14 protein-coding genes are annotated in these 14,384 nt (G+C 64.9%); 5 read left to right on the top strand and 9 right to left on the bottom strand.

Annotation, left to right across the window (positions count from 1 at the left end):
- Positions 1-73 precede the first annotated feature (73 nt).
- The gene (locus tag AC13HB_RS05140; protein ID WP_482948659.1) at positions 74-460 is read left to right on the top strand and encodes a DUF4168 domain-containing protein; all 387 of its coding nucleotides are present in this window, start codon (positions 74-76) and stop codon (positions 458-460) included.
- A 285-nt stretch (positions 461-745) separates the two neighbouring features.
- Positions 746-1,030, top strand: coding sequence for a DUF4168 domain-containing protein (locus AC13HB_RS05135; protein WP_482948658.1), 285 nt, complete (start codon positions 746-748; stop codon positions 1,028-1,030).
- 65 nt (positions 1,031-1,095) lie between these two features.
- Here the strand turns inward: AC13HB_RS05135 and AC13HB_RS05130 are convergent, their stop codons facing one another.
- Positions 1,096-2,787, bottom strand: a complete 1,692-nt coding sequence (locus tag AC13HB_RS05130; protein WP_482948657.1) for an alkaline phosphatase D family protein — start codon at positions 2,785-2,787, stop codon at positions 1,096-1,098.
- Between the two features lie 106 nt (positions 2,788-2,893).
- On the opposite strand from AC13HB_RS05130, the gene AC13HB_RS05125 reads away from it, so the two are divergent.
- From AC13HB_RS05125 to AC13HB_RS05115, 3 genes are all read left to right on the top strand, one after another.
- Positions 2,894-3,904, top strand: coding sequence for an RluA family pseudouridine synthase (locus AC13HB_RS05125; protein WP_482948785.1), 1,011 nt, complete (start codon positions 2,894-2,896; stop codon positions 3,902-3,904).
- Positions 3,905-4,567 carry a TetR/AcrR family transcriptional regulator gene (locus AC13HB_RS05120; protein WP_482948656.1) on the top strand — a complete coding sequence of 221 codons (663 nt, stop codon included), beginning with the start codon at positions 3,905-3,907 and terminating at the stop codon, positions 4,565-4,567. It begins immediately after the preceding gene.
- 94 nt (positions 4,568-4,661) lie between these two features.
- Positions 4,662-5,423 carry a cupin domain-containing protein gene (locus AC13HB_RS05115; protein WP_482948655.1) on the top strand — a complete coding sequence of 254 codons (762 nt, stop codon included), beginning with the start codon at positions 4,662-4,664 and terminating at the stop codon, positions 5,421-5,423.
- A gap of 54 nt (positions 5,424-5,477) precedes the next feature.
- Here the strand turns inward: AC13HB_RS05115 and AC13HB_RS05110 are convergent, their stop codons facing one another.
- From AC13HB_RS05110 to AC13HB_RS05075, 8 genes are all read right to left on the bottom strand, one after another.
- Positions 5,478-6,119, bottom strand: coding sequence for a glutathione S-transferase family protein (locus AC13HB_RS05110; RefSeq protein ID WP_482948654.1), 642 nt, complete (start codon positions 6,117-6,119; stop codon positions 5,478-5,480).
- A 25-nt stretch (positions 6,120-6,144) separates the two neighbouring features.
- Positions 6,145-6,975, bottom strand: a complete 831-nt coding sequence (folP, locus tag AC13HB_RS05105) for a dihydropteroate synthase (protein WP_482948653.1) — start codon at positions 6,973-6,975, stop codon at positions 6,145-6,147.
- Positions 6,976-7,079: 104 nt separating this feature from the next.
- Positions 7,080-8,996 carry an ATP-dependent zinc metalloprotease FtsH gene (gene ftsH, locus AC13HB_RS05100; RefSeq protein WP_482948652.1) on the bottom strand — a complete coding sequence of 639 codons (1,917 nt, stop codon included), beginning with the start codon at positions 8,994-8,996 and terminating at the stop codon, positions 7,080-7,082.
- A 72-nt stretch (positions 8,997-9,068) separates the two neighbouring features.
- On the bottom strand, positions 9,069-10,451 hold the full coding sequence (gene tilS / locus AC13HB_RS05095; RefSeq protein WP_482948651.1) for a tRNA lysidine(34) synthetase TilS: 1,383 nt from the start codon (positions 10,449-10,451) through the stop codon (positions 9,069-9,071).
- Complete coding sequence (ybgF, locus tag AC13HB_RS05090) at positions 10,452-11,375, bottom strand: tol-pal system protein YbgF (protein WP_482948650.1); 924 nt, start codon at positions 11,373-11,375, stop codon at positions 10,452-10,454.
- A gap of 133 nt (positions 11,376-11,508) precedes the next feature.
- Positions 11,509-12,024 (bottom strand): peptidoglycan-associated lipoprotein Pal, encoded by a 516-nt coding sequence (pal, locus tag AC13HB_RS05085; RefSeq protein WP_482948649.1) that lies wholly within the window; start codon positions 12,022-12,024, stop codon positions 11,509-11,511.
- Positions 12,025-12,157: 133 nt separating this feature from the next.
- Positions 12,158-13,519: a Tol-Pal system beta propeller repeat protein TolB gene (gene tolB, locus AC13HB_RS05080; protein WP_482948648.1), complete on the bottom strand. Its 1,362-nt coding sequence runs from the start codon at positions 13,517-13,519 to the stop codon at positions 12,158-12,160.
- A 20-nt stretch (positions 13,520-13,539) separates the two neighbouring features.
- Complete coding sequence (locus AC13HB_RS05075) at positions 13,540-14,379, bottom strand: cell envelope integrity TolA family protein (RefSeq protein ID WP_482948647.1); 840 nt, start codon at positions 14,377-14,379, stop codon at positions 13,540-13,542.
- Positions 14,380-14,384: the final 5 nt, after the last annotated feature.

Below are 14,384 nucleotides of genomic sequence, written 5' to 3'. Positions count from 1 at the left end.
GTTTGTTACGCCAGTGGGGTTCCGAGCCGCGGGCCGCAAGGCCCCTTATCTTGCAGCAACCGGAAAGTACCCCATGACATTCAGCAAAATTGCCAGCGCCGCGCTCGCGGCGACGGCCCTCGTATCCGTGTCCGCCACGCCAGCTCTCGCACAGCAGGCCGAGGCCGCGCAGACAGGCGACTACCAGTTCCAGCTGACCGAGGAACACATCGTGTCCTTCGTCGATGCAGCGATCGCCATCGAGGCCCTCGTCACGGAAGTCCAGCCGCAGCTCCAGGCTGCCTCGACGCAGGAAGAGCAGGCGGAAATACAGGAGCAGGCCCAGGCGCGGATGACCGCGATCGTCACCGATAGCGGGCTTAGCGTGGACGAATACAATGCGATCGCATCAGCCGCGCGCGAGAACCAGAGCGTCGCCCAGCGCCTGCGGGCGGAAGCCCAGTCGCGGGGCACGCAATAGCCGTCGCAACCCACCCGATGCGATGAAGCCCCTGCCGCGCGGCAGGGGCTTTCTCACGCGACGCATTCCTAAATAAACCGGCCTAATTACGCAGAATTCACATGCTTGCAGAGACGCGATTCTACGTAATTCGAATGACGCATTTCAGTATTTTGGACGAATCGATCTTAAAAATACGGGCCCATTACTCATTCAACATGACATGATTGCGTATTGCGCCGAACCGATACGGCTCCTAATTCAGGACCAGCACTTTCCCATTAAACTTCCGGAGGGACATTCCACATGACCGAGTATACCGACGCCCAGATCGACCAATTCCTCGCCGCCGCAATCGGCGTGCAGGGCGTTGTCGAGACCTTCACGCCGCAGCTCCAGGCCGCTGAAGGCGAGGAAGCCCAGAACGCCCTGCGCGAGCAGGCCCAGCAGCAAATGGCCGTGCATGTCGAGAATTCCGGCCTCTCCATCCCGGACTACAACGCGATCGCGGAAGCCGCCCAGACCGACAAGGCGCTCGCCGAGCGCATCGAGGCTGCAGCCGTCGCCCTGCAGGGCCAGGCCGGCCAGTAAATCCCGCGCACGGACGTGCACGACGAAAAAGGGCGGCCCGGCGGGCCGCCCTTTTTGCGTTTCCTCTAGCCTACCCGTTCCAGCGGCGGGGCGCCCAGGCCCGAGCGCTCGAGGCGCCAGGCGCTTTCCAGAGAGGCGCGATAGTCGCGCTGCAGGATAGTGGAGACCTTGATGTATTCCGCATCTGCGGAACCCGGCGTCAGGGTCAGGCGGATATAGCCGTGATCTTCCATATTGCAGTGGGCGACGTCGGGATTGGCCTCGACCATCATCTTCCCGTAGTCGACGCCCGGCGCTGCGAAGCCGGAGAAGGGCGACGGCGAGGTCACCGAGGCTCCCACGAACTCCGTACCGACGCGATTCCCGTCAGCATCGGCCAGATCATTGGCCCAGAAGGAGTGGACGTCCCCGGTCAGGGTGATGACATCCGCATCGACCGCACGAAGCGCGTCATAAAGGCGCTCGCGTTCCGCCGGATAGCCATCCCACATGTCCAGATTGAAGGGGATGTCGAAACGGGTCCGCATGATGAACTGGCGAGCGAACTCGCTGTTGCGCGTCGCATACCAGCGCAGCCAGGCCGGCATTTCGGTGGCGAAATTCGGGAAATTGACGCGCGACATGATCACCTGGTTGGCCAGGATGCGCCACGGCTTGCCTGCCGCGACCGACGCCGCGCAGGCCGACTGGATGCCCGCGATCTGCGTCTCGCCGATCAGCTCGCGATCCTCGGCGCCGACCACATCGCGCTTCCAGGCGGCGACGGCGGCCAGATTGTCCGGATCGGTATCGTCCGTGTCCGAGGCGATCGGGAAACTGTCCAGCGCCACTTCCTGATCGCGCGCCGTCAGTCGGCTCTCGATCAGGCAAAGCGTGGCAAGGTCGCCGATCTCATAGGTTCCGAACCGCTCACGCATATCCTCCGGCTCGCGGCTCGGGGTCCAGTCATACCAGGCGCGCAGGGCCGCATCACGCCGCGCCTCCCAGCGGCCCTCGCCGGCATCATGGTTTTCCGCCCCGTCGCGCCAGGAATTATTCGCCGTCTCGTGATCGTCCCAGGACATGATCCACGGCGCGGCCGCATGCAGGGCCTGCAGGTCCGGATCGGACTTGTACTGGGCGTGGCGGGCGACGTAGTCAGCGTGGGAGACGATCTCGTGTCCCGGTTGCGGTACCCGGTTGAGCGCCTGGGCATTTTCGGTCGCATACTCCCCCATGGCGTATTCGTAGATGTAGTCGCCCAGATGGATGACGAGATCGAGATCGCCGTTCGCGGCCGCTTCCCGGTAGACGTTGAAATGACCGGCCGGAAAGTTCGAACAGGAGAAAACGCCGATCGTGTAACTGTCGACCGTGCCTTCCGGGAGGGTGCGCGTCACGCCGACGGGAGAGTATTCGTCGCCGAGACGGAAGCGGTAGAAATATCGCTGCCCCGGCTCCAGCCCCGTCGCGAGGATTTTCAGCGTGCCCAGGGGCTGGACGGTGATGTAGGCAATCTCCTCGCCCGCTTCGAAGACGATGTCCGAAAACGCATCGTCGCGTGCCACTTCCACGCCGCGATAGCCACCGCCGTCATCGGTCAGGGCCGTCCAAAGCATGACGCTGGTCCCGTCCGGATCGCCGGACGCCACACCATGGCGGAAGGTCGTGCCGCCAGCCGGCGTGAAGGCGTCCGGGCTGTCCGAGCAGGCTCCGACGGCGAGACCGGCCCCGGCCGCCCCGATCAGTGCGCCGCGGCGCGTCAGCTTGCTGGTCATACTCGTCCCCCGGTCTACTCACTCATCGGCCCCGTGTCACAGGCCCGGTGTACTCAATCGCACGCGAATATTGCGTGTTCGCGACAGCAAGGCTACTCGCTTGACGATGAATGACACCACACCGGACATCCGCACGCTGAACGTCGATGACGAACAGCAGGGAGAACGTCTCGACCGCTGGCTCGCCAACGCCCTCGACGATCTCTCCCGTTCCCGGGTTAAAGCCCTGATCGAGGACGGCCAGCTGAGCTGCAACGGCGCGGTGCTGACCGATCCCTCCGCCAAGATTGCGGCAGGCCAGACCTATGCGCTGACCGTTCCGGCGCCGCGCGCGGCAGAACCCAAGCCGGAGAAGATGGACCTCGACGTCCTGTTCGAGGATGACGACCTTATCGTGCTGATGAAGCCCGCCGGGCTCGCCGTTCATCCGGCCGCGGGAAACTGGACCGGTACGCTCGTGCACGGATTGCTCCACCATTGCGCCGGATCGCTCTCCGGCATCGGCGGTGTGGAGCGGCCGGGCATCGTCCACCGTCTGGACAAGGACACGTCCGGCGTCATGGTCGTCGCCAAGTCGGATCGCGCCCATCAGGGCCTTGCTGCGCAGTTCGCCGAACACTCGGTCGAGCGCGCCTATATCGCCTTCACCCGCAACGCGCCCTCGCCCAAGGCCGGACGTATCGAGACGCGGATCGCCCGCGCCTCGCGCGACCGCAAGAAATTCGAGGTTCCGCACGATCCGCACAGCGAGGCCGGCAAGCACGCCATCACCAACTACCAGACCTTCGCCCGATACGGGCAGGCGCCGGATGCCGCGGTAGGGACGGCCCTCGCCGCCAAGGTCGAATGCCGGCTCGAGACGGGACGCACGCACCAGATCCGCGTGCACATGGCCCATCAGGGCTGTCCGCTGCTGGGCGATCCCGTCTATGGCAATCGCCGCGGCAATATCCTCGCGACGTCCGATAATGGGCGCGAGCTGAGGGATTTCCGCCGCCAGGCACTGCACGCCGTCATTCTCGGCTTCATCCATCCGGTATCCGGCGAGCATCTACGTTTCGAGTCCGAGCTGCCAAAAGACCTGCAGCGGCTCGAGAAGTTTCTGGAGCGTCTTTAGATGTCCGACCCGTCAGCCCAGTCCCGCCCCGTCCGGCGCCGCAATGCAGCGCTGACGCGCGACAAGCTGATGAAGGCGGGCGAAGACCTGTTCTCCGCACATGGTTTCGCAGGGACGACGCTGGATGCGATCGCCGAGAAGGCGGGCGTGAACAAGGCGATGATCCGCTATTATTTCGGCGACAAGGAGGGCCTCTACACGGCGACGCTGGAAGCGATCATCGACGATGTCCTCGACCAGCTGGGAAAGAGCGTGCCCGCGGAAGGCGAGCCGGTCGACGCCATAGGCGATTTCATCGAGGTCTTCGCCGACGCCATCATCGCCCGGCCGAGCTTCTCGCGCATGATCCTGCGCGACTATCTCGACGGCGACATCATGACCCGCGAAGAACCCGCGAAAAAGCTGCGCAATTTCATGGAGACGACGCGGCGCTTCTACGAAGCGGGACGGGAGACCGGGCGCTTCCGTGAGGTGGATCCGCACATGCTCCACCTCTCCATCGTCGGCTCGGCCATCTTTTTTTCGCTCACCGACCGCATCCGAAAGGCGGTGACCAGGCATCAGGGTATGGCAGACCTTGAACTCGAGGCTGCCCCGTTTGCCCGGCATCTGCGCCGGCTGGTCCTTTCGGGGATCGGGACCGGCGAGGATGACGGGGGATAATCCGGCGGTGTGCTGTGCCGCTTAATTATCTATCTGGTTAGTTAGTTTTAAGAACGGGTACAGGAAAGACACTTTCAAACGGGGGATAGAACCCATGAAGACCCTTATTCGCACCACCCTCGCCGCTGCTGCGGCAAGCCTCTCCATCATCCCGGCAGCACTGGCACAGTCGCCCGAGCACGGCGCCATTCTGGAGCGTTTCGCCGCCGACTACATGACCGACCCGACCTTCGCCCGCGACTGGGCCTTCGGCGTCGTCGTCGACGATGACTGGTGGACGGTCGAGCTCGACCGGGAGAATACGCGCTTCAGAGTCCGGCCGGGTGAACCGGAAACGCCGACCTTCTACTACACGGCGGAAGGCGGAACGCTCGGCCAGGTCGATCGCGGCGAAATGGCGGCGCTCACGGCCATGGGCAAAGCCTTCTCGACCGATTACGCACCGATGGATATCGAGCTCATGGAAGGCGCCGGTTTCGATCCGGCCATCCTCGCCTTCACCTTCCACTTCTTCACGCGCGGCACGCCGGAAATCATCAATTGGCGCGAGCATGAGACCCGCCTCGTGCACGGCGGCAATGCCGGTCTGGTCTACTACCAGCCGGGCTTCCGCAGCGGCTTCGGCTATCTCATGCCCGGACAGCATGTGAACGAGGACCCGCGCAGCCAGACCAATCCTTTCCCGACCATCATTGCCATCACCGGCGATCGCGCCATCGCGCGGCTCGACGGTGTGGACCATGAAGTCCATGACGGGCAGATCATCTTCATCCCGGCCGGAATGAGTCACGAGTTTCTCAATCCCTACGACCAGCCGGCGGAGTTCCTGCTCTTCATGTTCGGCGAAGGCGCCTGACCGGCCAGGGACCGGGACGGTGCAGGCCTCCGGTCTGCGCCGTCCGGTCCGGCGTCAGACGACGAGGTCGTAATTGCGCGACCAGACCTCGCGGATGACCGGGTTCTTCTCGGTCGCCCGCACGGGTCCGGCAAGATTGGGACAATTGGCGATGAACCAGTCCCGGCGCGGATCCCAATAGCTCATCATCGAGACATAGACGTCGAGCATGCTCATCTGTTCGCCCAGAAGGAACGGACCCGGCTTGCCCTTCCACGCATCGTCCATCACCCGCCACATCGCCTTGCGCCGCTCGTCGGCCTGAAAGAGGAGCGTCTTGTGGGTCGCCGGGTCGGGATGAAATCGCTCGGGCCCGTCGGAGATCGTGAAGGTCGCGTAGAAGCTCGAGGCGAGGAAGAGCAGCCAACGCAGATACTCAGCCCGCTCGGGCGCATCCACAGCCGGCGCCAGACCCGCCTCGGGATGGAGATCACCGAGATAGATGAGGATGGCCGCGCTTTCGGTCATCACATCGTCATCGGGCAGGATAAGGGCCGGAACCTGGCCGACCGGGTTGACCGAACGCACCAGTTTGCGGTTTTCCGCATCGCCGATCGGATTGGCCTCCTCGAAATCGTAATCGAGGTCGAGCAGCTCCAGCGCCGCCTCGACACAGGTCGAACCGAAGCCGGATTGTCCGTATAGCGTGTAACTCAATTCTGTCTCCCGGAACTCTGACGCGTCACGACCGGCCCTTGCGGATCGCCGCCTGGACCTTGAGGGCCTGGACCGTCATTCGCACATCGTGCACCCGCACCATCGCCGCGCCCGCCTGTGCCGCCCGCAGGGCCGCCGCGAGCGAGCCGCCGAGGCGTTCCATCTCTTCCGCCCCCTCGTCGATGGCCGCGATGAAGCGTTTGCGGGACGCCCCGAAGAGGACCGGATAGCCCAGACCGATGACTTCATCGAGATGGTGCATCAGGGCCAGATTGTGATCGAGCGACTTGCCGAAGCCGATCCCCGGATCGAGCCAGATACTGTCCGCATTCACCCCGCCTGCCATGGCGATATCGGCCCGGTCTGTCAGGAAATCGCAGACTTCCGAGACGACGTCGTCATACTGCGGATTCTTCTGCATGGTCTGCGGGGTTCCGGCCATGTGCATCAGGATGACGGGAACGCCCAGCTCGGCGGCCGTCTTCACTGCGCCGTCCGCACGCAGGGCCATGACGTCATTCCAGATATCGGCACCCGCCTCGACCGCCGCACGGGCCACTTCGGGCTTGAAGGTGTCGACGGATATCCGCGCCGCCGTCTCCTCGCGGAGGGCCTTGATGACCGGAACGATACGGCGGATCTCTTCGTCAGCCGGAACGGGCTCGGCGCCCGGCCGTGTCGACTCGCCGCCGATGTCGATCACGTCGGCCCCGTTGCGCAGCATTTCCAGCCCGCGTGCGACCGCCGCCGCCTGGTCGAGCCATTTGCCGCCGTCGGAGAAACTGTCCGGCGTAACGTTCAGCACCCCCATTACGAAGGGCAGGTCGGAATTTCGGCGCGATCTGAATTTCGGCATGTCCGCTAGCTAGTCCCGCGACGAGCGGAAGGCAAGCGGCATCCGTTGAAACAAAAACCCCCGGATCGCTCCGGGGGTTCTCATATTCGTATGCCAGTTCCGGATCAGGCGCCCTGGGGCTCCGGGCCGACCTCCGGGTCGGGATCCTCGTCCGTGGTCGGAACGGCGCTGGACGGCGTGCCGGACGGCGGTGTGGCATCGTCCTCCGGGCGGCTCGGCGGCTTGCCGTTCAGGAGATCCGTTATCTCCGCTCCCGACAGCGTCTCGTATTCGAGCAGTCCTTCCGCCAGCGTCTCCCAGTCCTTGCGCTTTTCTGTCAGGACACGCTTGGCATCGGCAAGACCCTGATCAACGAGCTTCTTCACCTCGTCCTCGATCTTCTTGGCGGTGTCCGACGAGACCGAACGGGACTGCACCAATTGCTGGCCGAGGAAGACTTCACCCTGGTCGTCGGCATAGTCGATCGTGCCGAGCTCATCGCTGAAGCCCCAGCTGGTGACCATGGCGCGCGCCAGGCGCGTCGCCTGCTGGATATCGGAGGCGGCGCCGGAAGTGACCTTCTCCTTCCCGAATTTGAGTTCCTCGGCGATGCGGCCGCCCATCATGACGGCCAGACGAGAGGTCATCTCCTCACGGGTCATCGACATCTTGTCGCCTTCGGGCAGCTGCATGACCATGCCCAGAGCGCGGCCGCGCGGAATGATGGTCGCCTTGTGCACCGGATCGGTGGCCGGCATGTTCAGCGCCACCAGGGCGTGACCGGCCTCGTGATAGGCGGTGAGCTGCTTCTCCTTCTCGGACATGACCATGGAGCGGCGCTCGGGTCCCATCATGACCTTGTCCTTGGCGTCCTCGAATTCGATCATCGACACCAGACGCTTGTTCCGGCGTGCGGCCAGGAGCGCGGCCTCGTTGACCAGATTGGCGAGGTCGGCGCCGGAAAAGCCCGGCGTTCCGCGCGCGATAACTTTCGGGTCGACGTCCGAGCCGAGAGGCACGTCGCGCATGTGAACCTTGAGGATTTTCTCGCGGCCGGTGATGTCCGGGTTCGGCACCACGACCTGACGGTCGAAACGGCCCGGGCGCAGCAGCGCCGGGTCGAGCACGTCCGGACGGTTGGTCGCTGCGATCAGGATGATGCCTTCATTGGACTCGAAGCCGTCCATCTCGACCAGCAGCTGGTTGAGTGTCTGTTCGCGCTCGTCATTGCCGCCGCCAAGCCCGGCGCCACGGGACCGTCCGACCGCGTCGATCTCGTCGATGAAGATGATGCAGGGCGCGTTCTTCTTGGCCTGCTCGAACATGTCTCGGACACGGGAGGCGCCGACGCCGACGAACATCTCGACGAAGTCTGAACCGGAAATCGTGAAGAAGGGCACATTGGCCTCGCCGGCCACGGCACGGGCGAGCAGGGTCTTACCCGTACCCGGCGGGCCGACCAGCAGTGCACCCTTGGGAATCTTGCCGCCGAGGCGCTGGAATTTCGACGGGTCCTTGAGGTATTCGACGACTTCCTGGAGCTCGTCCTTGGCCTCGTCCACACCAGCGACATCGTCGAAGGTCTTGCGGCCCTGATGCTCGGTCAGCAGGCGCGCCTTGGACTTGCCGAAGCCCATGGCGCCGCCGCGTCCGCCGCCCTGCATCTGGCGCATGAAGAAAATCCACACGCCGATCAGCAGCAGGAAGGGGAACCAGCCGATCAGCGTATTGATCAGGAAATTGCCTTCCTGGCTGTCCTGTTCGACACGGATATTGACGCCGGCTTCGCGAAGCAGGCCGACGGTTTCATTGTCCTGCGGCGGCAGGGTCGCCACCACGAGACCGGTCGCCGTCTGCGCGCGCACCTCGTCGCCACGGATCGTGACGTCTTCTATCTCGTTGCGCTCCACGCGCTCGAGGAATTGCGAGTAGGTCACTTCCTGGGGGGCCACGCCGGGCGTGGACGAGTTCTGGAGGAGCTGGAACAGAGCCAGAACCAGAACGAAAACCAGGGCCCAGATCGCAAGATTTCTCATTTGCATACATCAAATCCGTTCAGACTGTCTCGGTCTCGAGACCAGATATGGGCATTCCGCGCCCCGCTTGCCACCCGTTCACGCAGTGGTCACGGGAGATTCGCCGAGGCGAAGTCCCGCTGTTTCCGGAGTTCCGCCGAGACGTTCCCAAAACCTCTGCGCGGCCAGCGGCTTGATGCAGCCGATAGCCTCGGGCGGAGAGAGAAGTCCAGCAATGGCAACAACCCGATTATCCGACGATAACACGGTTTCATTGCCAGTCCGTTCCCGAATTGCCGGCAATCCGCTTCGAGCCGCGCCGGGCACGACGTCCAGAACCGACCGGTCGTCCAGACCGGCATAACTGTCGCCCAGACTGGCGGCTTCCAGTCCCGCTTGAACAAGTTCGACCTCGAACCGCCCGTCCCAGACGGTGTCGGTCTCGCCCGATCGCACCACGCCTGCACCGGGCGTTCCGTCAGCCCGTCCGAGCACGGCGCCCCGGTCGCGGACGACCCAGCAGCCCCCGCGCCAGTCCAGAATGCGTACGCCGGCGGCGGTCGTCTCCTCGCCCCCGGTCAAGGCCTTGTCGAGACGATCGAGGGCGGCCTGTCCGGGGGGATGCGCCGCCCCGGATACGGAGAGGCAGGCAGCACTGAGGAGACACCGGCGGACAACCGGTCGTGCACGCCGGTACAGCGAGCGATCAAGCCGCGCTCCCCCCCAACTCTCGAAATGGACAGCCCGTTCGGCAAGTCGAACCGCGGCGCGGCGCTCGGCCGCGATCAGACACCTGATCGTCGCGGCCAGTTCGGCAAGCCGCTCGGTCCGGAACCCTCCACGCTCAAACTCCGCCAGTTTTTGCCGCACGCGAACGCGCTCGAATTTCCGGTCCTCATTGGACGGATCCTCGATCCAGGTCTCGTTTCGGACGGCGAGTTCGGCGCGAAGCGCCTCGCGCCGTATGTCCAGGAGCGGCCGGGCGATGCGGATGCCGCGGCCTTCCGGCCAGACCGGCGACGGCGACAGGGGCTCCATGCCTGCACAGGCCCGCCAGCCACCGCCGGCCGCCAGTCGCATCCAGACGGTTTCCGCCTGGTCGTCGAGTGTGTGGGCGGTCAGCAGCGTATCGATGCCCTCGTCCCGGCAGGCCTGCGCCAGGAGGCTGTGCCGGGCGATCCGGGCACGCGCCTGGATGCCTGAGCCAGTTGGGTCGCCCTGCCAGCGGAGGACGCGCGCCGTCAGGCCCAGCCGTTCGGCGCGCTCAGCCGCGAGAACCGCCTCTGCCGCGCTTTCCGTGCGCAGTCCATGGTCCACGGTCAGGGCCAGGGCGTCACGGTCTCGCGCGTGGCACCAATCGGCCAGAAAGCACAGGAGGGCGTGAGAATCGCCGCCGCCGGAATAGGCCAGCGCAAGACGCCGGCCCTCTCCGGTCAGACGGTCAAGCTGTTCGAAGACATGCGATCGCAGAGCGTCCGGCACCTATCGGCAGTTCGCGCGCACGGATTCCCGCGCGGCCCGTTGCCGGGACTCGGCGGACGCGTTCGGGAACTGGCGGCCGAAACGGGCCAGTGTCGCGCAGGCATCGTCCTGCCGGCCGAGCCCGTAGAGGGAGGCTGCCAGCCGTACCAGCGCATCCGGCGCCTTCGGGCCTTCCGGCGCGGAGCGCAGCGAGGCGATATAGGCATCCGCCGCATCGGTGAAGTCGTCGCGGACGAAGAAGGTTTCGCCGAGCCAGTACCAGGCCTCGCCGGCCTGGGCATGCTCGGGGTGTTCGTTGACGAAGGTCTCGAAACCGGACTGGGCCCCGGCGAAATCACCGTCGAGAAGTCGGGCACGGGCATCGGAATAGACCGTGGCCGGATCGACCGGCGCGGCCTCCGCGAGCATAGTCTCGTCACCGATATCGCTGGTATCGTCCACCGGACCACCGCCAAGCGTGCCGGTCGCCTCGGCGCGAGCACGGGCGATCGGATCTGCGGGAGCGCCCATTTCATCCGACGCGTCGACCTCCGTCATGTCACCGTCGTCGGTCATCTCATCGCCATTGAGACCTTCGCTCATCCAGGCGGAAGCCTCATCGTCCACGGGAACCTCCTCGACAGGCGCGCGCGCTGCATCGAGTTCAGCCTGGAGCAATTCGACTTGCTGGCGCAGCTGGCGGTTCTCGAAGGCGAGACGCTCGGTCTCGCCGGTCAGCTCGCGGACCTGGAAATCGAGCGCATCCATGCGCTGCATGAGCGTTTCGGCGACCGGGTCGCCGGCCATGAACTGGTCTTCGAGCTCGCCGATGCGCACTTCCGTCGCATCGATGCGCTCGGCCAGTTCACGGCGCGACTGGGCATGGGCGGGCACTGTCACGGCGGTAGCGGCGACAATGGCGATAAGACTGAACATACGGATCATGGTGCACACCTTGGTTTGCGAGCACGGCAAAAATACGGCGAACCACCCGACCGGGACCAGCCCCTGCCTGCCGCCGAACGGAAAACGCCCGCGACGGATGTCACGGGCGCTTCCAGGTCATTCCGGCCGTCACCTAGTTGGTGTAGCCGTCCACGATGGTGGTCGTGGCATTACGGTTGACCGCCCAGCAGGTCTCGTTGGACTGCGTGCAGGTCGGGTTCTCCTTGCCGTAGGAGGTGGTGTTGATGCGCGACGGATCGACACCCTGGCTCACGAGATACTCGCGGGCCGCATTGGCGCGGCGAGCGCCGAGGGCGAGGTTGTATTCGCGCGTGCCGCGCTCGTCGCAATTGCCGGCGATCATGATGCGAGCGCCCGGATAGCTGGCCAGCCAGGCCGCCTGGCGACGCAGCACCGTGCGTGCTTCGTTCGACAGGTCGTGGCGATCGAGGTCGAAGAAGACGCGGTCGCCCGCGGTCTCGACGAAGTGCTCGCGGGACCCTTCGACCGGACCCATCGGCTCGGTGGTTTCGGTGACTTGCGGTTCCGGTTCCGGCTGCGGAATCGAAGCTTCCTCTACCGGCGGCGTCGACGCACAGGCCGTTGCGATGGCGCCCAGCGCCGCAATGGCAAACAGTTTGATCTTCATGGTGTTACACCCTCATCCGGCCCAGGCCCAATGCGCCTGTGGCGTACTCTCGAACATGCCTCGTAAAGCATGAATACTACTACGGCCCCCCCACTGGCGCCGTTTACCGGAGTAAACGTTACGCAGAAAAAGCTTATTCGATCAAGGGCGACCACGCCGGGTCGGATGCCATTCCGCCCGTCGCCAACCGCCTCAGGTTGAACCCGGCCAGATCGATACTCCAGATCTCGTAACGCGTACCATTGGCGCGTGGTTCCCCGCGCGTGAACAGCAGCACGCGGCCATTGGGCGACCAGGCGGGCGTGTCGACGAAATATCCCTCGAAGAGAATGCGTTCGATTCCGGAGCCGTCCGCGCGCACCACGCCGAGCGAAAACGTGCCGCCTTCCTGCTTGGTAAAGGCGATCAGATCGCCTCGCGGCGACCAGACCGGGGTCGTGTAGCGGCCGCCACCGAAGGTGATGCGCTGAACATCGGTACCGTCGCGGTTCATCGTGTAGAGCTGCGATCCACCACCCCGCGAGGACGAGAAGACGATCCGTTCGCCGTCCGGCGAGAAGGATGGTTCCACATCGTCCGCGGGATGCTGGGTCAGACGCTGCAGCGTCCGCGAGCGCAGATCGAAGAGATGGATATCGTGGCCGGCCGCGCGCTCGACCGAGACGGCGAGAAGCGATCCGTCCGGCGAGAAGCGGGCGGACAGGCTCTGCCCGTCCGGCTCGACCTGCGAGATCATCCCGCGGCCTCCGGTCGCGAAGAGCGCCTCCTGACGACCGGTTTCCAGATCGTAGAGATAGGTCGTCGCCTGGCCGTCGATGAAGGACACATAGGTGATTTCCTGCGCGCTCGGCGAATAGTTGGGCAGGAGCGCCATATAGGAGCGGTCGGTCAGGAAAGACGGATTGGCGCCGTCCTGGTCCATCAGGGCGAGCTGGCGAATGGGCTCGCCCTCGCTGTTGCGGCCTTCGGCGACATAGACGATGCGCGTGTTGAAATAGCCGGCCTCGCCGGTCAGGCGCTGATAGACGGCATCGGCGACCTTGTGCGCGACCCGGCGCCAGTTCTCGGGCGCGGTGCGATATTGCAGGCCGAGCAATTGCTCTTCCAGGCGCGTATCCCAGAGCCGGAAGGCGACCACGAGGCGGCCGTCTTCCTGGATGGTCACGCTGCCTACGAGCAGCGCCGAGGCATTGATCACGCGCCAGTCCGAAAAGCGCGGGCGCAGATCGATATTCTCGATATCCTCGATGAAGGCATCCGGATCGACCGGCGCAAAGAGGCCGGAACTGGCAAGGTCGTTGGTGACAACGCGCGTGATGTCCGCACCCCGGCTGAGCGCTTCGTCGGACTGGCCGGTGAATTCGGGCAGCGCGATCGGGAGCGGATCGAGATGTCCCTGCGTGACATCGACCTCGAGCGGTTCCTGGGCTTGCGCCGCGGCCCCGAAGACGAGCGCGGTGAGCATTGCCGAAACGACGAAGAGCAGTCGGGTCATGAGGCTGGCTCCATTTGAGGTCATTGTTGCGAGGCGTTATCCGGGCCGAAATTGACCCGAATAAGGCGCCATTGATTGTACTGGTTTGCCGGCAGCGGATAAGGGGCGCATTCGACGGCGGCCCGCAGGGCTCGCTCGCGAATGACGTCGCGGAAGCTGTCATTGCGGTCGCGGGTACGGCGTTCGTCGAGCTCCGGCGGCCCGTCCAGCGTGCCGTCGCGATTGAGCCGCATGGTAATCGTTACCACGCGCTCCTCCGGATAGGGCGCATCCAGCGGCATGCGCCAGCAACGCTGGCGGACGATATGGCTGTTGATGAGATCGCGCAGCGTCGCAGTCATGGCGCTGGCATTGCCGACGGCATCGCGGGTCTCGCCCTCTTCGGGAGAGCCTTGCGACTGACGCGCCTCGGCGACGTCACGTTCGATATTGCCGAGCATGTCGAACAGGGACGGCTCCGTCTCTTCCGGGGCTTCCGGCTGGACCGTTTGCTGGCGCTCCGGCTGTTCCGGCTCCGGTTCGGGCTCGGGTTCCGGCTCGACGGGTTCAGGCTCGGGCTCCGGTTCCTCGGTGGGCGCGATGTCGATGATTTCCGGTTCGGTCTCGACGGGTTCCGGTTCGGGTTCCGGTGCAGGCGCCGGCGCCTCGATCTCGTCCTCGATCGTCTCCTCGGGCGTCTCCTCGGGTTCCGGCTCAGGCTCGGGTGCGGCCGCGCGGATATTCGTGGTCTCCGCGATCGTCACCATCTCGATCGGCACGACCGGCGTGGCATCGAGCAGCTGCGCGGCCCGGGGCAGATAGATCAGCCCGGCCGCGAGCATGCCCGCGTGAACGAAAAGAGAGAGAACGAGACCACGCACGAGGG

Source organism: Maricaulis sp. B-26, assembly GCF_056857855.1.
Note: the sequence above shows the minus strand (reverse complement) of the source record. Positions and strands in the feature narration are given on the sequence as shown.